General features: G+C 73.7%; 19 protein-coding genes. 10 read left to right on the plus strand and 9 right to left on the minus strand.

Annotated features, from left to right (window positions below; translation table 11 throughout):
• The first annotated feature begins 42 nt into the window (after positions 1-42).
• Positions 43-591, plus strand: coding sequence for a hypothetical protein (locus H4F90_RS03380; RefSeq protein WP_182661469.1), 549 nt, complete (start codon positions 43-45; stop codon positions 589-591).
• Between the two features lie 56 nt (positions 592-647).
• On the opposite strand, the gene H4F90_RS03385 is transcribed toward H4F90_RS03380, so the two are convergent.
• Entirely contained in the window at positions 648-1,781 is a 1,134-nt protein-coding gene (locus H4F90_RS03385) for a substrate-binding domain-containing protein (RefSeq protein ID WP_182661471.1), read from the minus strand.
• Between the two features lie 119 nt (positions 1,782-1,900).
• On the opposite strand from H4F90_RS03385, the gene H4F90_RS03390 reads away from it, so the two are divergent.
• From H4F90_RS03390 to H4F90_RS03415, 6 genes are all read left to right on the plus strand, one after another.
• Positions 1,901-2,629 carry an ABC transporter permease gene (locus tag H4F90_RS03390; RefSeq protein WP_182661473.1) on the plus strand — a complete coding sequence of 243 codons (729 nt, stop codon included), beginning with the start codon at positions 1,901-1,903 and terminating at the stop codon, positions 2,627-2,629.
• A complete protein-coding gene (locus H4F90_RS03395; protein WP_182661475.1) occupies positions 2,622-3,329 on the plus strand; it encodes an ATP-binding cassette domain-containing protein in 708 nt (235 codons plus the stop codon). Before H4F90_RS03390 ends, H4F90_RS03395 begins: the two co-directional genes overlap by 8 nt.
• 86 nt (positions 3,330-3,415) lie before the next feature.
• Complete coding sequence (locus H4F90_RS03400; protein WP_182661477.1) at positions 3,416-4,228, plus strand: TIGR00266 family protein; 813 nt, start codon at positions 3,416-3,418, stop codon at positions 4,226-4,228.
• A gap of 130 nt (positions 4,229-4,358) precedes the next feature.
• Positions 4,359-5,765: a phosphomannomutase/phosphoglucomutase gene (locus tag H4F90_RS03405; protein WP_182661478.1), complete on the plus strand. Its 1,407-nt coding sequence runs from the start codon at positions 4,359-4,361 to the stop codon at positions 5,763-5,765.
• On the plus strand, positions 5,749-7,107 hold the full coding sequence (locus tag H4F90_RS03410) for a 3-deoxy-D-manno-octulosonic acid transferase (RefSeq protein ID WP_407926154.1): 1,359 nt from the start codon (positions 5,749-5,751) through the stop codon (positions 7,105-7,107). The genes H4F90_RS03405 and H4F90_RS03410 overlap by 17 nt, the downstream gene beginning before the upstream one ends.
• Before the next feature lie 279 nt (positions 7,108-7,386).
• Entirely contained in the window at positions 7,387-8,916 is a 1,530-nt protein-coding gene (locus H4F90_RS03415; RefSeq protein ID WP_220486037.1) for a DEAD/DEAH box helicase, read from the plus strand.
• A gap of 103 nt (positions 8,917-9,019) precedes the next feature.
• On the opposite strand, the gene H4F90_RS03420 is transcribed toward H4F90_RS03415, so the two are convergent.
• The gene (locus H4F90_RS03420) at positions 9,020-9,292 is read right to left on the minus strand and encodes a hypothetical protein (protein WP_182661480.1); all 273 of its coding nucleotides are present in this window, start codon (positions 9,290-9,292) and stop codon (positions 9,020-9,022) included.
• Positions 9,293-9,441: 149 nt separating this feature from the next.
• Between H4F90_RS03420 and H4F90_RS03425 the strand changes: the two genes are divergently transcribed.
• A complete protein-coding gene (locus H4F90_RS03425) occupies positions 9,442-9,963 on the plus strand; it encodes an LEA type 2 family protein (protein WP_182661482.1) in 522 nt (173 codons plus the stop codon).
• A gap of 10 nt (positions 9,964-9,973) precedes the next feature.
• Here H4F90_RS03425 and H4F90_RS03430 read toward each other — a convergent pair whose 3' ends face one another.
• The 7 genes from H4F90_RS03430 to H4F90_RS03460 all read right to left on the minus strand — a co-directional run bounded on the left by H4F90_RS03430 (position 9,974) and on the right by H4F90_RS03460 (position 17,025).
• Entirely contained in the window at positions 9,974-10,636 is a 663-nt protein-coding gene (locus H4F90_RS03430; RefSeq protein WP_182661483.1) for a pyridoxamine 5'-phosphate oxidase family protein, read from the minus strand.
• A 155-nt stretch (positions 10,637-10,791) separates the two neighbouring features.
• On the minus strand, positions 10,792-12,039 hold the full coding sequence (locus H4F90_RS03435) for a hypothetical protein (RefSeq protein WP_182661485.1): 1,248 nt from the start codon (positions 12,037-12,039) through the stop codon (positions 10,792-10,794).
• An 8-nt stretch (positions 12,040-12,047) separates the two neighbouring features.
• Positions 12,048-13,313, minus strand: a complete 1,266-nt coding sequence (locus tag H4F90_RS03440) for a methanobactin export MATE transporter MbnM (protein WP_182661486.1) — start codon at positions 13,311-13,313, stop codon at positions 12,048-12,050.
• A gap of 1 nt (position 13,314) precedes the next feature.
• Positions 13,315-14,247, minus strand: coding sequence for an MbnP family copper-binding protein (locus H4F90_RS03445; protein ID WP_182661488.1), 933 nt, complete (start codon positions 14,245-14,247; stop codon positions 13,315-13,317).
• Between the two features lie 360 nt (positions 14,248-14,607).
• Positions 14,608-15,054, minus strand: a complete 447-nt coding sequence (locus H4F90_RS03450; protein WP_182661490.1) for a DUF2946 family protein — start codon at positions 15,052-15,054, stop codon at positions 14,608-14,610.
• A 25-nt stretch (positions 15,055-15,079) separates the two neighbouring features.
• Positions 15,080-16,369: a sensor histidine kinase gene (locus H4F90_RS03455; RefSeq protein WP_182661492.1), complete on the minus strand. Its 1,290-nt coding sequence runs from the start codon at positions 16,367-16,369 to the stop codon at positions 15,080-15,082.
• The gene (locus tag H4F90_RS03460; RefSeq protein WP_182661494.1) at positions 16,369-17,025 is read right to left on the minus strand and encodes a response regulator transcription factor; all 657 of its coding nucleotides are present in this window, start codon (positions 17,023-17,025) and stop codon (positions 16,369-16,371) included. The genes H4F90_RS03455 and H4F90_RS03460 overlap by 1 nt, the downstream gene beginning before the upstream one ends.
• Before the next feature lie 125 nt (positions 17,026-17,150).
• Here H4F90_RS03460 and H4F90_RS03465 point away from each other — a divergent pair, with 125 nt between their 5' ends.
• Together H4F90_RS03465 and H4F90_RS03470 are read left to right on the plus strand one after the other, a co-directional pair.
• Positions 17,151-18,230, plus strand: a complete 1,080-nt coding sequence (locus tag H4F90_RS03465) for an efflux RND transporter periplasmic adaptor subunit (protein ID WP_182661496.1) — start codon at positions 17,151-17,153, stop codon at positions 18,228-18,230.
• Between the two features lie 17 nt (positions 18,231-18,247).
• Complete coding sequence (locus tag H4F90_RS03470; protein WP_182661498.1) at positions 18,248-21,313, plus strand: efflux RND transporter permease subunit; 3,066 nt, start codon at positions 18,248-18,250, stop codon at positions 21,311-21,313.
• The last annotated feature ends 16 nt before the right edge of the window (positions 21,314-21,329 follow it).

Here is a 21,329-nt window from a genome sequence, read left to right on the forward strand (position 1 = left end):
ACCGGCGGCCCGCCGATCCCGACGACACGAAGGAGTCCCCCCATGTCCATCCCCCGCCCGATCCGCCGCTGGCTGGCCGCCGGCCTGGTGTTGGCCGCCCTGCCTGCCGCCCACGCCGCCGACGTCGATGTCGGCGTTTCCGTCCGCATCGGCCAGCCCGGCTTCTACGGCGTGATCGACATCGGCACCTTCCCGCGGCCGGTGCTGGTGTCGCCGCGGCCGGTGATCCTCGTCGAGGGCGGCCACCGGTCGCGGCCCCTCTACCTGAACGTGCCACCCGGCCACCGCAAGAACTGGCGCAAGCACTGCCATCGCTACGACGCCTGCGGCACGCCCGTCTACTTCGTCCGCAACGACTGGTACGACGGGGTCTACGCGCCCGAATACCGGCGGCGCCATGGCGGCGACGACGAGCGCGGCGGCCGTCACGCGCACCGGGAGGGGCACGGGGACCGTGACCGCCCGCATGGCCACGACCGTGACCACGACCGTGACCGTGGCGGCAAGGGCCGCGGGCCGGACCGCGACCACGGTCATGGCCCCGGGCGGGGCGACGGGGAGCACGGCAAGGGCCGTGGCGGCCGCGACTGACACGCGCTGACCCGGCCCGCCGGCCTCGCGCCCGGCGTTGGGCCGCGGGCTGCGACTCAGGCCATCGGCGGGGCCGCGACCCCTTCAGCCGCCGGGCGGGGCGGGTTGCGGTAGGTCCACCAGGGCAGCACGCGGGTGAGGGCCAGCACGGCGCCGGGCTCGGTGGCGGCATAGCCGGGCAGGCCGGCCAGGACCTGGGCCCAGGCCGTCGAGCCGAGCAGGCGCACCAGGCGTTGCAGGGCCGGGCTGCTGTCGAGCAGGCTCTTCAGGGTCAGCAGGAAGTAGCGCTCGCGCACGAGGGGAATGAAGTCCAGCCCGGCCTGCCGCGCGGCGGCTTCCAGCCCGAAGGCCGCATCGGCGGCACGGCTGGCCACGGCCTGGGCGGCCGCCACGTGCGAGGGCTCGGTCAGGTCGGCCGGCGGGGCCTCCAGGCCGGCCTCGGCCAGCAGCTCGTCGAGCAGGATGCGGGTGCCGGTGCCTTCGGCCCGTCCGACCCAGCGCAGATCGGCGCGCAGCATGTCGTCGAGCCGCGCGATCCGGCGGGGATTGCCCGGCGCCACCATCAGGCCCTGGGTGCGCTGGGCAAAGCCGATCAGCTTGTGGTGGCCGGGCTTGAGCCGCGGCCGGTAGATGCGCGCGCTGACCGAGGCCCGCGCGACCCCGTCCCGCACATGGATGCCGGCCATCGTGCACTGGCCTGCATCCAGCGCGCGCAGGGCATCCAGGCTGCCCATGAAGTTCAGGTCCAGGTGCAGGCCCTGTTCGCGGGCCAGTTCGCGCAGCAGGGGCAGGGCCTGGTCATGGCTGGCGCAGAGGGTCATGACGTCGACGCGGTCGTCGAAGGCGTCGTCGAAGGCGCGTTCCAGCTCCATGCGCAGGGCTTCCACCTGCGGCGCCAGGCGGGCCTGCGCGCGCCGCTCGGCCCACAGCAGCTTTTCGCCGAAGGGCGTGAGGGCGGCGCGCTGACCCTTCGCCCAGACGACCAGCTCGCGGCCCAGTTCACCTTCCCAGCGCTTGAGCTCGCCCCAGACGTGGCGGTAGGACAGGTCCAGGGTCTGGGCTGCCGCGCTGATCGAGCCGCTGCGGTGCAGGGCATCCAGCAGGGCGAAGAGCGGATGGTGCAGGGCCGGCGGGCGGCGATCGTCGGGCAGGGTGCTGCGCAGCGCGTAGGTGAGGTCAATCCTATGCATCGGGCTTCATATGGTCAGGGGACGAGGCCCTCGGGAGAATCCGCCGCCGCAGTGTGCCGCAGGGGCAGGGGCCCGACGGGCCCGGCCTGGTGCCCTGCCGCCTTCGTGCCGCCCTGACCTTGAACACCTTCGCCGACAGCGTCCTCACGGCCCTGGCCCTGATCCGTGGGGCCGATCCCCAGCTGGGGCAGATCGTCTCCCTGTCGCTGGGCGTGAGCGGCACGGCCAGCCTGATCGCCGCGCTGATCGGTCTGGGCCTGGGCGCAGCCCTCGCGCTGAGCCGCTTCCGCGGCCGGCGTCTGGTGCTGGCGCTGCTCAACACCTCGCTGGCCCTGCCGCCTGTGGTGGTGGGTCTGGTGGTCTACCTGCTGCTGTCGCGCTCCGGTCCGCTGGGTCGCTGGGGGCTGCTGTTCACGCCGACGGCGATGGTGATCGCGCAGACGGTGCTGATCCTGCCCATCGTCGTGGCCCTGACCCGGCAGGCCCTGCAAGCACCCTGGGCCCTGCACGGCGAGCAGCTGCGCTCGCTGGGCGCCAGCCGACCGGTGGCGGCCCTGCTGCTGCTGTGGGACGAGCGCCTGGCCCTGCTGACGGTGGTGCTCGCGGCCTTCGGCCGCGCGGTGGCCGAGGTGGGCGCGGTGATGATCGTCGGCGGCAACATCGCGGGGCACACCCGGGTGATGACCACCGCGATCGCGCTGGAGACCAGCAAGGGCGATCTGCCGCTGGCCCTGGCCCTGGGCCTGGTGCTGCTGGGCGTGGTGCTGTTGCTGAACCTGGGCATTGCCGCGCTGCGGGCCTGGCAGGGTCGTGGTGAGGCGGCGGTGGAGGGGCAGGCGCATGACTGAGCCGGCGCTGATCGAGCTGCGCGGCGCCAGCGTGCGCTTCGGCACGCGCACGGCCGTGCACCCGCTGGACCTGCGCCTGGCGCCGGGTGAGCGGCTGGCCCTGGTCGGGGCGAACGGCTCGGGCAAGAGCACCCTGCTGCGCCTGCTGCACGGCCTGCGCCGGCCCGATGCCGGCCTGTGCCTGCAGGCCCCGGCGCTGCGCATCGGCATGCTTTTCCAGCGGCCGGCGCTGCTGCGTCTGTCGGTGGCCGCGCACCTGCGCCTGGCCCTGCGCCTGGCCGGCGCGGTCGAGCCCGAGCCGGCCGCGCGGGTGGCCGAGCTGCTGGACCAGGTCGGCCTGCGCGCCGAGGCCGCCCGTCCGGCCCGTGCGCTGTCCGGCGGCCAGCAGCAGCGCCTGGCCCTGGCCCGGGCCCTGGCCGGCCGGCCCGGCCTGCTGCTGCTGGACGAGCCCACCGCCAGCCTGGACCCGGGCGCCAAGCGCGAGGTCGAGGCCCTGATCGAGGGCCTGGCGGCCGGCGGCATGAGCCTGGTCTTCGCCTCGCACAACCTGGGGCAGGTCAAGCGCCTGGCCACCCGGGTGCTCTATCTGGAGCAGGGCCGGGTGCTGGCCGATGCGCCGGTCGGCCCCTTCTTCGCCGACGGCGGGGCGGCCCTGCCGGAAGCGGCCCGGCGTTTCGTCCGCGGCGAACTGCCCTGGTGAGGCCCGGGCGCGTCGGGGCGCCTCGCTAACATCCGCGCCGCATGCGCCGGCCCCGTCGGCGCCCCCTTTGCGCGAGGAGTTTCAGGATGGCGATGGATGTGGTCGATTTCGAGATCAAGGGCAGCGAGATGCAGTTCGTCGAGGTCGAACTCGACCCCGGCGAGGCGGCCATCGGCGAGGCCGGCAGCATGATGTTCATGGAAGCCGGCATCACGATGGACACCGTCTTCGGCGACGGCTCGGCCCAGCAGGGCGGCTTCTTCGGCAAGCTGCTCGGCGCGGGCAAGCGCCTGATCACCGGCGAATCGCTGTTCACCACGGTCTACACCAACCAGGCGCAGGCCAAGCAACGGGTGGCTTTCGCGGCGCCCTATCCCGGCAAGATCCTGCCGATGGACTTGTCCCGCCTGGGCGGCACGCTGATCTGCCAGAAGGATGCCTTCCTCTGCGCGGCGCGTGGCGTGAGCCTCGGCATCGCTTTCCAGCAGAAGCTCTCGGTGGGCTTCTTCGGCGGCGAGGGCTTCATCATGCAGAAGCTCGAGGGCGATGGCCTGGCCTTCATCCACGCGGGCGGCACCGTCGTCCGGCGCGAGCTCAAGCCCGGCGAGACCCTCAGGGTCGACACCGGCTGCGTGGTGGCCTACACGCCGAGCGTGGATTTCGAGATCCAGTACGTCGGCAAGATCAAGACCGCGCTCTTCGGCGGCGAAGGCCTGTTCCTTGCCCAGCTCAGCGGTCCCGGCACCGTCTGGCTGCAGAGCCTGCCCTTCAGCCGCCTCGCCAGCCGCGTGTTCGCGGCCGCGCCGCAGATGGGGGGCCGGCGCGAGGAGGGCTCGGTGCTCGGCGGCTTTGCCGGCGGCGGCCTGCTGGGTTCGGTGCTGGGCGGCGACGACGAGTAAGCCCTTGGCCTGCCGCGCCGTCCGCACCCCCTCCGCTCGGGGCGGGTGGGGCGGCCGAAACCTCAGGGTTGGTCCCTAGAATGGCCCGAGCCCCCTTTCCCACCCATCCCCGTCCCGGAGACTTCCTCCCATGCATGTAGACGCCAGCATCTTCAAGGCCTACGACATCCGCGGCATCGTCGGCAAGACGCTCGACGCCGCCCTGGCCGAGCACCTCGGCCGGGCCTTCGGCAGCGAGGCGGTGCGCCTGGGCGAGAAGGTCGTGGCCGTCGGCCGCGACGGGCGGCTTTCGGGGCCGGAGCTGGTGGCGGCGCTGTCGCGCGGTCTCACCGCAGCCGGTGTCGATGTGATCGACCTGGGCGCGGTCACCACGCCGATGCTGTACTACGCGGCGGCCACCCGTGGCGCGATCGGCTGCAACAGCGGCATCCAGGTCACCGGCAGCCACAACCCCAAGGACTACAACGGCTTCAAGATGGTGCTGGCCGGTCGTGCGATCTACGGCGACGAGATCCAGGGCCTGCGCAAGCGCATCGAGGCCGAGGACTACGCCCAGGGCAGCGGCCGCGTGACCCCGGTCGACCTGCTGGCCGAATACACCCAGCGCATCGTCGGCGACGTGAAGCTGGCCCGGCCGCTGAAGATCGTCGTCGACTCGGGCAATGGCATCCCCGGCGCCAGCGCGCCCGGCATCCTGCGGGCCCTGGGCTGCGAGGTGATCGAGCTGTACTCCGAGGTCGATGGCGACTTCCCCAACCACCACCCCGACCCGTCCAAGCCCGAGAACCTGCGCGACCTGATCCGCACCGTGGCCGAGACCGGGGCCGAGCTGGGTCTGGCCTTCGACGGCGACGGCGACCGCCTGGGCGTGGTGACCCGCGACGGCCAGAACATCTTCCCCGACCGGCAGCTGATGCTCTACGCCCGCGACATCCTGACCCGCCGCCCGGGCGAGCCGGTGATCTACGACGTGAAGTGCAGCCAGCGCCTGACCGAGGCCGTACGCGCCGCCGGCGGCCAGCCCATGATGTGGAAGACCGGTCACTCGCTGATCAAGGCCCAGCTCAAGGCCACCGGCGCACCGATCGCCGGCGAGATGAGCGGCCACATCTTCTTCTCCGAGCGCTGGTACGGCTTCGACGACGCGACCTACACCGCCGCCCGCCTGCTGGAGATCCTCAGCCGCGAGGCCGACCCCAGCGCCGTGCTGAACGCCCTGCCGACCAGCTTCAGCACGCCGGAAATCAATGTGGCCTGTGCCGAGGGTGAGCACCACGCCATCGTCGCGACCCTGCGCGAGCAGGTGGCGTCGGGTGCCTTGAGTTTCCCGGGCGCCAGCGAGGTCGTCACCATCGACGGCGTGCGGGTCGACTTCGCCGACGGCTTCGGCCTGATCCGCGCCTCCAACACCACCCCGGTGCTGGTGCTGCGCTTCGAAGGCCACACCGAGGCGGCGCTGCATCGCATCGAGGGCACCTTCCTCGCTGCGCTGAAGGCCGTCAAGCCGGACGCCGTGCTCGGTGCCGCCGCCCACTGAGGCGGGCGAGGCCGCGACCGCGCCCGAGCGGTCGTCCGCCGAGGCCCTGGCCCTCGGCCTCTACCGCGGCCTCAGCACCTTGCTCGCGCCCGCCCTGCGGGTCCGCCTGGCCTGGCGGGGCCGGGCCGAGCCGGGCTACCGGCAGGCGCTCGGTGAACGTTTCGGCCGCTACGGCGAGCCGCCGCCCGCGCCCGGCGCGGTCTGGCTGCATGCCGTCTCGCTCGGCGAGACGCGGGCGGCCGAGCCGCTGATCGAGGCCCTGCGCGCCGAGGATCCGGCGCTGCGGCTGATCCTCAGCCATGGCACCGCCACCGGCCGGGCCGCCGGCGCGGCCCTGCTGCGACCCGGCGATCGCCAGGTCTGGCTGCCCTGGGACGCGCCCGGTCCGGTGCGCCGCTTCCTGGCCTGGGCCCGGCCCCGCTGTGGCCTGCTGATGGAGACCGAGGTCTGGCCCGGCCTGCTGGCCGAGGCGCAGGCTCAGGGCCTGCCGGTCTGGCTGCTGAATGCGCGGCTCAGCGAACGCAGCCTGCGTCGCGGTCGCCGTTTCGACGCCTTGTTGCGCCCGGCCCACCGTGCCCTGGCCGGTGCGCTGGCCCAGACGCCCGAGGACGCCGCCCGCCTGCAGGCCGCCGGCGTGCGCCGGGTCGAGGCGCTCGGCAACCTGAAGTTCGAGTTGCGGCCCGAGCCCGCGCTGCTGGCCCGTGGCAGGGCCTGGGCGGCCGCCAGCCGCCTGCCGCTGCTGCTGTTCGCCAGCAGCCGCGAGGGCGAGGAGGCCGCCCTGCTCGCCGCCTGGCAGGCGCGTGCCGCGAGCCTGGCCGGCCGCCTGCGGCTGCTGGTGGTGCCGCGCCATCCGCAGCGCTTCGACGACGTTGCGGCCCTGCTGGCCCCGCTGGGCCCGCTGAGCCGCCGCAGCGCCTGGGGGGCCGAGGGCCTGCCGCCGCCCGAGGCCGCGCAGGCGCCGGTCTGGCTGGGCGACAGCCTGGGTGAAATGGCGGCCTACTACAGCGCGGCTGCGGCCGGCGGCCTGGCCCTGCTGGGCGGCAGCTTCGCGCCGCTGGGCGGGCAGAACCTGATCGAGGCCGCCGCCTGCGGCTGCCCGCTGCTGATGGGACCGCACACCTTCAACTTTGCGGCCGCGGCCGAGTCGGCCTGCGCGGCCGGAGCCGCCGAGCGGCTGCCCGACCTGCCGGCCGCGCTGGACCGTGCGCTCGCCCTGCTCGACGAGCCCGCCGCGCGCGAGGCCCGCGCCGTGGCTGGTCCGCCCTGGGTGGCGGGTCGGCAGGCCATCGCCCAGAGCATGGCCCGGCGGGTGCTGGCGTCGCCCCCAGGCGACAAAACCTAGGGTTCGCACGGATCGGCTGTCGTATCCGTGCCATAATCGCAGGCTGCACTCCTCACGGCGTGCCCGGGTGGTACGAATTGTCTTTCGACCACCTCCGCCCATCGTCTCACCCGCCCCCGGTCCGTCGCGTTTGCCGCGGACCCCCTGCGCGGCGCACCGGTCGAACCGGTTTCCGTGGCTTGCCGTCGGTTGGTCGATGTTCACCCAACCCTCGGGTTTCGAGGTGCCGAGCACCCGATCCGAGCACGACGGAACCGCCGCAAGACGGCGGAAGCTGCGATGACGACCCTTGATGCGGCCGCTGGCCACGCCATGTCCTTTCTGGCCGAAGCTGAAGAAGCCCAGGCGCCCCTGAACACCGTGCAGGAAGTGGCCGAGCCGGTCCCGACCGAGCCCCAGGCCCCCAATGCCTTCCTCGCCCTCGGCCTGATCCAGCCCCTGGTCGATGCGGTGGCTGCGCTCGGCTACACCGCGCCCACGCCGGTGCAGGCCCAGGCCGTGCCCTCGGCCCTGGCCGGTGGCGACTGGATGGTCTCCAGCCAGACCGGCAGCGGCAAGACCGCCGCCTTCCTGCTGCCCGTGCTGCAGCGCCTGCTGACCCTGCCGCCCGCTGCCGCCTCCCGGGTGGCCGCTCCGCGCGCCATCGTGCTCTGCCCGACCCGCGAACTGGCCCAGCAGGTGGCCTCCGATGCCATCGACCTGATGCGCGGCGTCAGCGCCGCGATGCGCAGCGCCAGCAAGCACGACAAGGTGCGTGATGCCGTGCGCGGCCTGCGCGTGGCCACCATCGTCGGCGGCATGGCCTACGGCAAGCAGCTCTTCGACCTGCGCGGCGCCGACCTGGTCGTCGCCACGCCGGGCCGCCTGCTCGATCTGCAGGAACGCAAGCAGATCCGCCTGGACCTCTGCCACATGCTGGTCGTCGACGAGGCCGACCGCATGCTCGACCTCGGCTTTGCCGAGGACCTGGCCGCCCTGCACGACGCGACCGCGCATCGCGAGCAGACCATGATGTTCTCGGCCACCTTCGCGCCGCGCATCATGACCCTGGCCTCCCGCGTGATGCGCGAACCGGGCCGCCTGGAACTGGCCACCGCCCAGGACCGCCACACCGACATCACCCAGACCCTGCACTGGGCCGACAACCTCGACCACAAGCACAAGCTGCTGGAGCACTGGCTGCGCGACGTGGCGCTTGAGCAGGCCGTCGTCTTTGCCAGCACCCAGGTCGACACCGAAGCCCTGGCCGAGACCCTGCAGCAGATGGGCCATGCGGCGGTCGCCCTGCACGGCGCCATGCCCCAGGGCGTGCGCAACCGTCGCCTGCAGAACCTGCGCGACGGCCACATCCGCGTGCTGGTCGCCACCGACGTGGCCGCCCGGGGCATCGACGTGCCGACCATCAGCCATGTCATCAACTTTGGCCTGCCGATGAAGGCCGAGGACTATGTGCACCGCATCGGCCGCACCGGTCGTGCCGGCCGCAGCGGCCATGCCATCACCCTCGCCGAACACCGCGAGCGCGCCAAGATCCGCGCGATCGAGGCCTACACCCGCCAGACCCTGGTGCCGACCGTGATCCCCGGTCTCGAACCCACCCCGCAGGCGCCGAAGCCGCGCCGCGACAAGCCCATGCCCGGCTTCCGCAAGGGCCAGGCCCGTGCCGGTGGCGGCGGTGGTGGCCGCTGGGCCGAAGGTGGCGGTGGGGGGGGCTACGGCGCCCCGCGTCCCGAGGGCGGCGCGCCGCGTGGTGATCGTGGCCCGGGCGGTTTCCGCAACGACCGCGGTCCGCGCGGCGGCGGTCGCTGAGATCGCTGCATGCCGCAGGCCTCGGGCGCTGCGGCATCCATGAAAAAGGGCGGCCCGCGGGCCGCCCTTTGCGTTTCGCCGCCCGCGGGGCGCGGGCCAGGCCTCAGGCGCTGAAGAGCTTGGCGCCGCAGTTCTCGCAGCTGCCGCTGCAGGCCACCCGGTTCGAGCCGCAGTGGTGGCAGGTCAGCTTGCCCTGGATCTGGTTCGAGGGATGGGCCTTGCGATAGGCCTGGACATCGCCCAGCGCCGCCGGCGCCGCGGCCGGCGCGAGGGGGGCTGCGACAGCGGCTTCGGCCGGACCGCCCTGGCTGCGTCGCAGGATGAAGAAGACCACCGCCGCGACGGCGAGGGCAATGATCAGGGTCTGGGCGTCCATGGTGCTTGTCTCCGGGTGAGGGCTTGATGGCCTCTTGAAGTGGGAATGCGGTCCGCGCGGACGGCGGCCCGAGCCGGCGATCTTGTCGTCGCCGGGCGGGCGCAGGATAGACCAGCGGTCCCCGGGGGGCAATTGTCTAGACTCCCCCCATGCCTGCCTCCCGATCCCTGCCGCCGCGCGCCTGCCTCCCGTCCTCGCCACGTCGCCGCGAGCTCGCCCGTCGCCTGCTGCTGGCCGCGGCCCTGCCGCTGGCCGGCTGCGTCGTCATCCCGCTGCGCGATCCGCTGCGCGTGCAGGTGGTGGGCATCGAGCCGCTGCCCGGTGCGGGCCTCGAGTGGCGCTTCGGCGTCAAGCTGCGGCTGCTCAATCCCAACGACGCCGAGCTGGACTACAGCGGTGTCTTCCTCGAACTCGATGTCGGGGGCAAGCCGCTGGGCAGCGGCATCAGCGACATCAAGGGCCGGCTGACGCCCTTCGGCGAAACCCAGCTCTTCGTGCCGGTCACCGTGACCGCGCTGGATGCCCTGCGCCAGGCGCTGCGGGTGGTCGAGGGCAAGGACGGCCGCCGCCTCGACTACGTCTTGCGCGGCAAGGTGGGGGTGGGCGGCGTGCTCGGCGAGCGACGCTTCGAAACCCGCGGCGAGCTGACCCTGCCGGCCGGCATGCGCTGAGCCGTCCGGCTCAGGCTTCAGGGTCGCCGCAGGCCACCTGGCCAAACCAAGTCTCGATCGAGATCGTGCCCCCCTCGCGGGCGGCACGGCCCTGGTCGGCGGCGGGCAGATCGTCCTGCAGCAGGTCGATGCGCTTCCAGCCGGCCAGCGGCACCGGGTCCTCGGGCCGGGGCACGTAGCGCGACGGTGTTTCCTTGCGGTAGCGGTGGATGTAGCGCGGGCAGTTCGGCCAGACGGCCTGCACCGTCACCCGCACCAGCAGCTGCGCGCCGGGCCAGTCGGCGAGCGCGGCCGGGTCGGTGTCCAGCCGGGCCTCGCCCTGCACGCGGATGCGGTTGGGTGTCTCGAAATCGATGAACAGCAGGCCGACCTTGGCGGTGGCCGCCAGGTTGCCCAGCGACAGGAACATGCCGTTGCCGTCGTAGGACGGGAAGACCAGGGTCTTCTCGTCGGGCGTGCGCACGAAGCCCGGCGCGCCGCCCTTGTAGGACACGGTGGGCATGCCCTGGGCATCGACGCTGGACAGGAAGAACATGTCACGGCCGGCGATGAAGGCGCGGTCGCCCTCGCTCAGGCTGTCGTGCAGTGCGATGGCCTCGACCTTGTCGGCGATGCGGCGGGTGTCGAACTGGTCCTGCAGCCTGCGCTGCGCGGGTCCGAAAAGTCGGCTCATGGAGGCTCCTGGGCGGCAGGGATCGGCCGGCTCCCGGGGGGCGGAAGCCGATCACGCCCGCGCGAGCCTCGCGGCCCCGGCGGTCCGGGGCAAGCCGGCAAGTCCGCCTTGACAAGCCCGGGCGCAGGCCCGCTTCGGCCCGCGCCCCGCGCCGCTCAGTGGCCGTGCAGCAGCTCGGGCAGGGCCCAGCGCAGTCGCAGGGCGAGCACGGTCTGCGCCACGCCGGAGACCGATTCGCGCGCGCCTTCCACGCTCAGGCGCCAGCCGGGGACCGGAGTCCAGCCCAGCATCAGCGCATGGCGCCAGGAACGGCTCTCGCCGTCCAGGCCGGCGTCGCGCACGATCAGCGTCGCCCCCGGTCCGACCACGGTGTTGCGGCCATTCAGCGCTTCGCTGCGCAGCGCAAGCTCCCAGGCGGCGTGGGGCGTCCAGCCGGCTTCCAGCCAGCCCCCCCAGCCGCGGCCGCGGTAGCGGGTGTCGCCGTTGCGGCCGTAGAGATCGCCCTGCTCCTGGCGGTGCAGGCCGGCGGCGACGAAGCGCCAGTCGGGCAGGGCGGCGGGCCGCCACTGCAGGCTGCCGCCGAGCAGGCGCACCGTGCCGTCGAAGCAGACCACGTCGCGCAGCGAGCCGCTGCAGTCCGGCAGGCCGTGGCTGTGGCCCACGCCGGGCAGGCCGGCGGCGGGACGGGCGTAGCTGCCGCGTGCGTCCGGGTTCAGCCAGGCCGCCACCGCATCCCAGCGCAGCCCGGCCGGCCCGCCCTGCAGGTGCAGCACCGGGGCGGGCGAGGCGCCGTCGCCACCCGGGAAGGTGCCGGCCCGCCACAGGCCGGCGTCGAGGCCGTCCAGGCCCAGCGGTCCTGCGCCGGGCGCGCCGCGCCAGGCCAGGTTGGCGCCTTCCTCGATCCAGTCGCCGTTGAAGGCGGCACGCTTGGCCAGCGGCGTCTGCAGGAAGCGGTCGTAGTGGCCGGCAGCCGTGATCACCGTGCCCAGCGGCACCCGGTTGCGGCCGAGGCCGAGGCGCCATGCGCTGTCGGCGGCCGGGCGCAGCGCGAGCCAGGCGGACTCGATGTGCGTCGGGTCCGCACCATGCCGCCCAACGGCGACATGCAGCCCCGCCTGGTCGGCGAAGCGCCAAGCCAGTTCCACGGTGGCGTGTTCCAGCGGCTCGCGCCGCACGTCGCTGAGGGTGTCGCCGACATTGCTCTGGCCGTTCAGCCGGGCCGCCGGCACCGGGCCATCGGCCTCCACGGCGGCCAGGGCCGCGGCCACGCCGACGCGCCAGCCGGGCTGCGGCGGGATCGCGTCGTCGCCCACGGTATGGGCCTGGGCCGTGGCCGCGGCCAGGGCGATCAGTGCGGCGAGCAGGCGCCGCGGGGTCTTCAGGGTCGAAAGCTTGTTGGGCATCGCGGACCTCAGGGGGTGGCCGAAGCCGCCGTCGACGGCAGCGTGGTGCGGAAGCTGTTGGCGGTGCCGGCCCAGGGGTCGGCCAGCGCGGGGTTGCTGGCGAGGCTGAGGTCGGTGAGCGCGCGCAGGAAGGCGATCAGGTCGGCCTTGTCCTGCGTGCTCAGCTGGATCAGGCCGATCAGGCCGCTCTTGTTCGGGTTGCGCCGGCCGTCGCCGGCATGCGGCCCTTCGGTGATGTTCCGGCCGCCGGCGGCGTAGAAGTCCAGCACCTCCTCCAGCGTGGCGATCGTGCCGTCATGCATGTAGGGCGCGGTCAGGGCCACGTTGCGCAGGCTGGGCGCGCGGAACTTGCCCATGTCGCGCGGCTGCTCGGTCAGCTCGAAGACCCCGCGGTTGCCGACCGGGAAGGCCCCGGTGCCGCCGATGTTGTAGAGGCCGGTGTTGTTGAACGGCGTCTCGATCAGCCGGCTGCCGGCATGCACGATCTGGTCGTTGAAGTTGAAGCTGCCGTGACAGTGGAAGCACTCGGCCTTCTCCTCGAAGAACAGCGTGAGCCCGCGCTGCTCGGACGCGGTCAGCGTCAGGGCGCCTTTCAGGAAGCGGTCGTAGCGGCTGTCGCCCGAGTACAGCGTGCGCTGGTAGGCCGAGATCGCGGTGATGATGCGCGACCAGTCCGGCTCGCCGGCGCTGTCGGGGAAGGCCGCGCGGAACAGGGCCGGGTAGCGGCTGTCGCCGCGCAGGCGCGCCAGCACCTCGGCCTTGTTGCCGTCGTTGATGCCCATCTCGACCGGGTCCTCGCTGAACAGCGGCACCTCCATCTGCTTTTCGAGCAGCAGCAGGCTGGGGTTGGCCCAGGTCAGGGTCGGGCTGAAGACGACGTTGAGCAGGCTCTGCGTGTTGCGCGGATGCGCCTGGCCGGTCGAGCCGATCGCCGTCATGCGGCCGTCGGTCAGGGCCTTGTCCGGCTGGTGGCAGCTCGCGCAGGCCTGGCGGCCATTGCCCGAGAGCCGGATGTCGAAGAAGAGGTGGCGGCCCAGTTCGGCCCGGGCCGCCGTGACCGGCGCGTCGGCCGGGATGCGCGGGCTCGGAAAGCCTGCGGGCAGGGCGGGCAGGTCCACGCCGCCGCCCGAGGGATCGCCCGGGTCGCGGGCGGTCGTGCCGCCGCCCCCACCGCAGGCCGCGAGGGCGGCTGCGATCGTCACGACGGCTGCTCCGCAGACGTGACGCAGACGGATCGGCCCCAGGGCCTGTGCAAGCAGGGTGCGGCGGCTCATCTCACAGCGCTCCGGTGCTGCCCGCGAGGCGGAAGATCCGCTGCGCCGTGGTGCTGAGCGGCAGGCCGGTGCTCTGGTCCAGGCCGAGGTTGCTGAAGACCGGCACGCATTCCGAGTCGGTCGCACCCGACATGCAGCCCGGCGCGCCGTTGATGTTCTGCGTGATGTCCACGCCCTGGAAGAGCTGGGCCAGGTCGATCACCACGTTCTGTGCGCTGGCCTTGCGGTCGAAGGCCAGCTCGACCGTCATGCGGTCCGGGCGGGCGCAGGTGTCGACCAGGCCGGTGGCCGGGCTCGAACCGGTGCAGCCGGTCGAGCCCAGGTGCACGTTGAAGGTGGTCAGCGTGGTCGGGGCATCGGCGTTCACCTCGATGTTCAGGAACTTGCGGCCGCCGGCCCAGGACCAGTTCAGCGCCGCGATGTCCAGCGGCGCTGCGGCGCCCACCACGTTCGAGTGGTTCAGGGCCAGCGGCACGCCGATCTTGAAGCGCACCTTGGTGTAGTCGCCGCCGTCGGCCGAACCGACCACCTCGGTGTGGGTCTCGGGCGAGGTCGCGTCGCAGGCCTCACCGGCCGCAGCCAGGTCGACCAGGGCCACGCCCGCCGCGCCCGAACCGGCGATCTGCCAGTTGGTGACGGCGTCCAGCTTGACCGGGGTGACGTTGCCCTTGGCATCGACCAGCTCGACCTCGGACACATAGAAGCGCAGGTCCTGCAGCTTGGCCGAGGCGGCCGTCGAACCCAGGCCGCTCAGCGAGCCGGTGCAGCTGACCGCGCTGCTGCCGTTGAGCGCCGCGAACTGCAGCTTGACGGCCTGCGGGCTGTCGCCGCCCCCGCCGCCGCAGGCGGCGAGCAGGCTGGCACCGAGCACGGCGGCTGCGGCGGAGCGCAGCGGGCTGAGACGGAAGGCGAAGGGCTTGAAGTGGGTGTTCATGGGAAGCATCCAGCGTGAGGAAAGGGCAGGGAAAAGGGCAGGGCACACCCCGCGGCCTCGCCTGCACGAAGGCGGGCGGGCGCCGCGGGATGCGCCGTCCGGCCGAGGCGGCCGGACGGTCATCGGGTGGCTGTGGACGGCGCGCAGGCGCGACACCGCCGGGTCAGGCGGTCGCACGAAGGCGGCCGGGGCGGTCGAGACGCAGGCGCTCGGGTCCTGGCGGGCCACCGGCCCTCAGCAGGGGCCGGGCACAGCTCGCCCCTCAGCCCGGAGGCCGTGGCGACGGAGGTGCAGGCAAGGCCGTGCGACAGGTCGCGCGGGCAGGACCGCGCCGCGCGTCGGGACCGGATCGTTCCGCGCTCAGGCGGCGGCGACCGGCGGCGCTCTCACGAGCGCGAGGAGATGCCGCGGCGGCGGACCCACCCGGCCGGGGCTGGAAGGCTCCGGCGGCGGCGGGTTGAGCACCGGCATCGCGAGGGCCTGCGGCAGGCGCTCGATGCCGGGCAGCGCCGGCAGGTGCAGGCCGGTGCGGCACCAGGGGCAGTGGTCGGGGCCCGAGATGCCGGCCGGATCGCCGTGCCCGGCCGCACCGGAGGCCGCCGCCGCTTCGGCACCGGACGGTGCCTGCAGCGTGACCCAGCGCATGCCGGCCGAGGTGCAGACCTGCACCCAGTCGCCGCTGCCGCCGCCCCACTGCCGCCAGGCCTGCGCCATGAGCGGCTGCAGGCTGGCCAGCAGCAGCACGAGCGCCAGCCAGCCCGCGCCGAGGCGGCGCGTGCGGAGGCTGAGGCGGTGGATGCCGTGCATAAGCGGACGATGATATCCGGCCGGCTCAGCCGCCCGTCGCGGGCCCCAGGCTCAGCGTCAGCGCGAAGCCGCTGGGCGCGCTGCGCAGGGCCAGCATGCCGCCATGGGCCCGCGCGACCCGATCCGCCAGCCGCAGGCCGAGGCCGGGTCCGACCGCATCGAAGTCGCCATGGGCCAGCGCGGCCTGCAGCTGGGCGTGACGTTCCGCGCTGACGCCCGGCCCGTCGTCCTGCAGCTGCAGCTCCACCCCGCCGCCCGGGGCCGGGGCCCAGTCGACCTGAAGGGTCTGCGCGCCATAGCGCAGTGCGTTGTCGAAAAGGTTGAGCAGGGCGGCCGCCAGCAGATCGGGGTCGGCATGCAGCACGCCATTGCGCAGCAGTTCGATGCGCAGGCCCTCCACCGGCAGGCTGTCGAGCAGGGTGCGCAGGTCCAGGGCCTGCACCTTCGGTTCGACCCCGCTGCGGAACAGGGTCAGCAGGGCGCTGACGACCCGGCCCAGGCGATCGGCCGCCTCGCGGGCGCGGGCCAGCCGCGGCTGCTGGGCCGGCGTGGCTTCGCGCCAAGCCACCGCCAGCTGCGCCCCCAGGCCGGCCAGCGGCGTGCGCAGCGCATGCGCGGCCTGGCCGGCGAAGGCCCGCTCGTGCCGCACCCGGTCGGCCAGGCGACGGCCGAGCTCGACGATGGCCTCGCGCAGCGGCTGCAGCTCGGCCCGCTGCGGCGGCGGCAGGGTGGCGTGGGCCTCCAGCGGTTGGAAGTTCGACACCTCGCGGCTCAGGGTCTGCAGGGGTTGCAGCTCGCGGCCGACCCGCAGCCGCAGCAGCAGGGCGCACAGCACGCCGACGATCAGCACGCAGAGGGCCGTGAACTCGGCGGCCTCCATCCGCGCCTCGCGGCGCTCGGTGCCGGGCTGGGCGACGTGGAGCGTGCGGCCGGTCGCGTCGAAGGGCAGCACATAGGCCCGCCAGGCCTCCCCGACGTCGACCAGGCCCAGCTGGCCGGGCGGGCCCAGGGCGGTGTCGGGGGCATGGTGCGAGCGCAGCCCGACCCGGCCGTCGCGGTCGACGAGCTGCCAGACCAGCAGCTCCTGGTGCGGTGGCGCCGGCAGCGCCCCCTGGCGGTCCAGCGGCAGTTCGGCGGCGTGGAAGCTCAGCAGGCCGTAGAGGATCTCGGCGGACTCCTTGAGGGCCCCGTCCATCACCTCGTCGACCTCATGCTGCACGGCCAGCCAGACCACGCCCGAGACCGCCAGCCCCCAGGCCAGCGACAGTTGCAGCACCGCATCGGTCAGGCGCTTGCGGATCGAAGGCAGGCTCATCAGCGCGGCACCCGGTAGCCGAGGCCGCGCACGGTCTCGATCAGCTCGCGCCCGAGCTTGCGCCGGATCGCCGAGATGTGGACTTCCAGCGCATTGCTCGCCAGCTCGGCGCCGAAGCCCAGGATCAGCGCCTCCAGCTCGCCGCGCGGCACGATGCGGCCGGCGCGGTGCACCAGGGCTTCGAAGATCGACCACTCGCGCTGGGTCAGGTCGACCGGGCCGCCGTCGAGGTAGACGATGCGGGCATTCAGGTCCACCTCGACCCCGCCGAAGCGCAGCCGCGGGCTGACCACGCCGGCCGAGCGGCGCCGCACCGCGCGCAGGCGGGCCACCATCTCCTCGGGCGGGAAGGGCTTGACCAGGTAGTCGTCGGCGCCGCCGTCCAGGCCGCGGATGCGGTCGCTGAGCAGGTCGCGGGCGGTCATCATCAGCATCGGCGTCGTCACGCCGCGGGCGCGCAGGCCGCGGATCCAGTCCAGGCCCGAGCCGTCGGGCAGCTGCCAGTCCACCAGCAGCGCGTCATAGGGCTCGTTGTGCAGGGCTGCGCTGGCTTCGAGCAGGCGCGGGAACCAGTCGATCACATGGCCTTCGCTGCGCAGGAAATCGCGCAGGGCTTCGCCCAGGATCAGGTCGTCTTCGAGCAGCAGCAGGCGCATGGGGCAGGGGCACGGGAGGAGGCAAAAACGATAGCACCCGCCAGGCCGGGCAGGCTTCACCACCGCTTCAGACATCTCGGGCACGCTTAGCACCGTCCGTCCCTTCGCGCACCCTGCCTTTCCCGATGCCCTACCGCCTCTCCGCCGGCCTGCTGTCTGGCCTGTTGCTGGCCGCCACCGTGGCGGCCCAGCCTGCCACCCCGTCCGATCCGGAGCCCCTGCGGCTGCAGCCGGCCCAGGTTCAGGCCCTGGGCGTGCAGACGGCCCGCCTTGAGGGCGTCGCCGAGGCCACGCTGCGCCGCTACCCGGCCCAGGTGCTGGTGCCGGTGCATCGCCAGCGCGTGCTGGCCGCGCCGCTGGCGGCCCGGGTCGAGCAGCAGGCCGTGGCCCTCGGCGACACGGTGCGTGCCGGCCAGCCGCTGCTGCGCCTGCGCAGCCTGCAGGCGCAGGAACTGCAGCGCGAGCTGAGCCAGAGCGCCAGCCAGGCCGACCTGGCCGCCCGCAGCCGGGCCCGGGACGAGCAGCTGCATGCCGAGGGCCTGATCCCCGCGGCCCGCCTCGATGCGAGCCGCGCCGCGGACACCCAGGCCCGCACGCTGCACGAGGAGCGCCTGCGCGCGCTGCGCCTGAACGGCCTGCGGCCCGAGGCGCCGGGCGAGCTCAGCCTGGCCAGCCCGCTGGCCGGCGTCGTGATCGAAGCCCCGCTGACCGTCGGCCAGCGGGTCGAGGCCGGCGACATGCTGATGCGCGTGGCCGACCTCTCCACCCTGTGGCTCGAGCTGACCGTGCCGGTGGCCGAGGCCGACGCCCTGCGTCCCGGCGAGGCCGTGCAGGTCGAGGGCGTCGCCGCCGTCGGCCGCGTGATCGGCAGCGCGGGCGTCGTCGACCCCGCCACCCAGACCCTGCGGGTGCGCGCCGAGATCAGCCCGCCCGCCGCCGCCAGCGGCCGCCGCTTGCGGCCCGGCCAGCTCATCGAGGCCGGCCTGGCCCCGCGCGGCACCGGCTTGCTGACCGTCGACAGCGCCGCCGTGCTGCGCCACCGCGGCCGCAGCGTGGTCTTCATCGAGACCGCGCCCGGGGCCTACCGCCTGCAGCCGGTCACGGTGCAGGGCGGGCAGGGCGCCCGCCTGGCGGTCACCGGCCTCGCGCCGGGCAGCCTGGTCGTCGTGCGCGGCACGGCGGCCCTGCTGGCCCTGCTGCCCTGAGCGCCGGAGGCCGCCGCATGCTCGATCGCCTGATCGCCTGGTCCCTCCGTCAGCGCCTGCTCGTGCTGGTGCTCACCCTGATGCTCGTCGCCGCCGGGGCCGTGGCCTGGCGCGGCCTGCCCATCGACGCCTTCCCCGACGTCTCCACCACCCAGGTCAAGCTCATCCTCAAGGCCCCCGGCATGACGCCCGAGGAGGTCGAGACCCGCATCACCGTGCCCATCGAGCAGGAGCTGCTCGGCATCCCGCGCCAGGTCATGCTGCGCTCGACGTCCAAGTACGCGCTGGCCGACATCACCGTCGATTTCGAGGATGGCGCCGACGTCTACTGGGCCCGCCAGCAGGTCAGCGAACGCCTGGCCACGGTGATGGCCGACCTGCCGCCCGGCACCAGCGGCGGCCTCGCGCCCATCACCACCCCGCTCGGCGAGATGCTGATGTTCACGCTGGAGGGGCCGCAGGCGCTCGACGAGAAGCGCCGCGTGCTCGACCTGCTCATCCGCCCCGCGCTGCGCACGCTGCCCGGCGTGGCCGACGTCAACAGCCTGGGGGGGCGGGTCCGCACCTTCGAGGTCGTGCCCGATCCGGCGGCCCTGCAGGCTCGCGGCCTGAGCCTGGCCCAGCTGGAGGCCGCCCTGGCGGCCGGCAACCGCAACGACGGCGCCGGTCGACTGGCGGCCGGCGAGGAAGCGCTGATCGTCCGCGCCGAGGGCGCCATCCGCACGCTCGACGACGTGCGCGCCACGGTGGTCCGTGGCGCCAGCGGCGGCCTGGTGCGCATCGGCGACGTCGCCGAGGTGCGCTTCGGCGAGATGACCCGCTACGGCGCCGTCACCCGCAACGGGCAGGGCGAGGCCGTGCAGGGCCTGGTGCTGGGCCTGCGCGGCGCGAATGCGCGCCAGGTGGTGGCCGCGGTGAAGGACAAGCTCGCCCTGCTCGCGCCGACGCTGCCCGAGGGTCTGAGCGTCGACATCTTCTACGACCGTTCCGCGCTCGTGGACCGCGCCGTGCACACCGTCGGCAAGGCCCTGGCCGAGGCGGTGGTGCTGGTCGTCGTGCTGCTGCTGGCCTTCCTGGGCAATCTGCGGGCGGCCCTGGTCGTCGCGCTGATGCTGCCCCTCTCGGCCCTCGGCACCTTCGTGCTGATGCGCTGGACCGGCCTGAGCGCCAACCTGATGAGCCTGGGCGGGCTCGCGATCGCCATCGGCATGCTGGTCGATGGCGCCGTGGTGGTGGTCGAGAACGTCGAGACCACGCTGGCCCGGCCCGGTGCGCAGCGCCTGCCGCTGCTGCACCTGCTGTGGCGCGCGGCGGCCGAGGTCGCGGTGCCGGTGGTCGCGGGCATCGCGATCATCGTCATCGTCTTCCTGCCCCTGCTGAGCCTCGAGGGGCTGGAGGGCAAGCTCTTCGCGCCGGTCGCGCTCACCATCGTCTACGCGCTGAGCGTGTCGCTGCTGCTGTCCTTCACCCTCGTGCCGGTGCTGGCCTCCTGGCTGCTGAAGACCGGCCCGGCGCATGAGCCCTGGCTGGTCCGCAAGCTCGGGGCCGGCTACCACCGCCTGCTGCAGGCCACGCTGCGTCACGAGCGCCTGGCCTTCGGCGCCGCCGCCCTGGCCCTGGTGGCCGCGGGCGGCATGGCGGTCTCGGTCGGCAAGTCCTTCATGCCCACGCTCGACGAGGGCGACCTGATCATGCAGCTGGAGAAGCTGCCCTCGATCGGCCTGGACCAGACCGTCGCGCTCGACCTGCGCGTGCAGCAGGCCGTGATGGCCCGCGTGCCCGAGGTGGCCGGCATCGTCGCGCGCAGCGGCTCCGACGAGCTGGGCCTGGACCCGATGGGCCTGAACCAGACCGACACCTTCCTCGTGCTCAAGCCGCGCGAGCAGTGGCGCGAGCCCGACAAGGACTGGCTGACCGACCGCCTGCGCGAGGTGATGGAGGACTTCCCCGGCGTCAGCCCCGGCTTCACCCAGCCGATCGACATGCGCGTCTCCGAGATGCTGACCGGTGTGCGCGGCGACGTCGCCCTCAAGCTCTACGGCAGCGACCTGGTCCAGCTCGGCGAGCTCGCCCATCGCATCGAGCAGGTCGTCGCCGGCCTGCACGGCGCGACCGACACCCTGACCCTGCGCAACGACGGCGTGCAGTACCTGCAGGTCCGCATCGATCGCCTGGCCGCCGGCCGCCTGGGCCTGAGCATCGAGGCCATCCAGGCCGAGCTGCGCCGCTGGGTCGAGGGCCAGCCGGTGGGCGTGGTGCTCGAAGGTGCGCGCCGCGTGCCGCTGGTCATCCGCGGCAGCGAGGCCCTGCGCGCCTCGCCCGAGGCCTTCGCCGCCCTGCGGGTCAGCAACGAGGCCGGCGAGGCCGTGCCCCTGGCCGGCGTGGCGCGGCTGGAGCGGGTCGAAGGTCCGGTCAAGGTCGACCGCGAGCGTGCGCAGCGCTACGTGGTCGTGCAGACCAATGTCCGGGGCCGCGATCTCGTCGGCTTCGTCGACGAGGCCAAGGCCGCCGTCGCCCGCGCCGTGCCGCTGCCGGCCGGCTATGCGCTGGAGTGGGGCGGACAGTTCGAGAACCAGCAGCGCGCGGCCAGCCGCCTGGGCCTGGTCGTGCCCGTCGCGCTGGCGCTGATCTTCTTCCTGCTCTTCTCCACCTTCGGCTCGGTGCGCCAGGCCCTGCTCGTCTTCGCGACGATTCCGCTGGCCCTGATCGGCGGCGTGTTCGCACTCGGCGTGTCGGGCGAGTACCTGTCGGTGCCGGCCTCGGTCGGCTTCATCGCGCTGCTGGGCATCGCCGTGCTCAATGGCCTGGTCATGCTCAGCCACTTCCAGCAGCTGCTCGCGCAGGGCCTGCCGCTGGCCCGCGTGGTGGTGGAGGGCGCCGAGCGCCGCCTGCGCCCCGTGATGATGACCGCCGCCATCACCGCCGGCGGCCTGGTGCCGCTGCTGTTCGCGACCGGGCCGGGCTCCGAGATCCAGCGCCCGCTGGCCATCGTCGTGATCGGCGGCCTGATCAGCTCCACGGCCCTGACCCTGCTGCTGCTGCCGCTGATGTTCCGTCGCTTCGGTCTGGGCCGTGCGGCCTGAGTCCGGCCTTCCCCCT

Source organism: Aquariibacter albus, from assembly GCF_014145335.1.
Lineage (GTDB): Bacteria > Pseudomonadota > Gammaproteobacteria > Burkholderiales > Burkholderiaceae_C > Aquariibacter > Aquariibacter albus.

Excerpts from the sequence above, each read along its gene's own strand:
- H4F90_RS03425 (WP_182661482.1), top strand. The coding sequence starts at position 9,442 with ATGCCTGCCTCCCGATCCCTGCCGCCGCGCGCCTGCCTCCCGTCCTCG.
- H4F90_RS03420 (WP_182661480.1), bottom strand. The coding sequence starts at position 9,292 with ATGGACGCCCAGACCCTGATCATTGCCCTCGCCGTCGCGGCGGTGGTC.
- H4F90_RS03435 (WP_182661485.1), bottom strand. The coding sequence starts at position 12,039 with ATGCCCAACAAGCTTTCGACCCTGAAGACCCCGCGGCGCCTGCTCGCC.
- H4F90_RS03470 (WP_182661498.1), top strand. The coding sequence starts at position 18,248 with ATGCTCGATCGCCTGATCGCCTGGTCCCTCCGTCAGCGCCTGCTCGTG.
- H4F90_RS03430 (WP_182661483.1), bottom strand. The coding sequence starts at position 10,636 with ATGAGCCGACTTTTCGGACCCGCGCAGCGCAGGCTGCAGGACCAGTTC.
- H4F90_RS03450 (WP_182661490.1), bottom strand. The coding sequence starts at position 15,054 with ATGCACGGCATCCACCGCCTCAGCCTCCGCACGCGCCGCCTCGGCGCG.
- H4F90_RS03395 (WP_182661475.1), top strand. The coding sequence starts at position 2,622 with ATGACTGAGCCGGCGCTGATCGAGCTGCGCGGCGCCAGCGTGCGCTTC.
- H4F90_RS03380 (WP_182661469.1), top strand. The coding sequence starts at position 43 with ATGTCCATCCCCCGCCCGATCCGCCGCTGGCTGGCCGCCGGCCTGGTG.
- H4F90_RS03455 (WP_182661492.1), bottom strand. The coding sequence starts at position 16,369 with ATGAGCCTGCCTTCGATCCGCAAGCGCCTGACCGATGCGGTGCTGCAA.
- H4F90_RS03465 (WP_182661496.1), top strand. The coding sequence starts at position 17,151 with ATGCCCTACCGCCTCTCCGCCGGCCTGCTGTCTGGCCTGTTGCTGGCC.
- H4F90_RS03440 (WP_182661486.1), bottom strand. The coding sequence starts at position 13,313 with ATGAGCCGCCGCACCCTGCTTGCACAGGCCCTGGGGCCGATCCGTCTG.
- H4F90_RS03385 (WP_182661471.1), bottom strand. The coding sequence starts at position 1,781 with ATGCATAGGATTGACCTCACCTACGCGCTGCGCAGCACCCTGCCCGAC.
- H4F90_RS03405 (WP_182661478.1), top strand. The coding sequence starts at position 4,359 with ATGCATGTAGACGCCAGCATCTTCAAGGCCTACGACATCCGCGGCATC.
- H4F90_RS03460 (WP_182661494.1), bottom strand. The coding sequence starts at position 17,025 with ATGCGCCTGCTGCTGCTCGAAGACGACCTGATCCTGGGCGAAGCCCTG.
- H4F90_RS03445 (WP_182661488.1), bottom strand. The coding sequence starts at position 14,247 with ATGAACACCCACTTCAAGCCCTTCGCCTTCCGTCTCAGCCCGCTGCGC.
- H4F90_RS03400 (WP_182661477.1), top strand. The coding sequence starts at position 3,416 with ATGGCGATGGATGTGGTCGATTTCGAGATCAAGGGCAGCGAGATGCAG.
- H4F90_RS03415 (WP_220486037.1), top strand. The coding sequence starts at position 7,387 with ATGACGACCCTTGATGCGGCCGCTGGCCACGCCATGTCCTTTCTGGCC.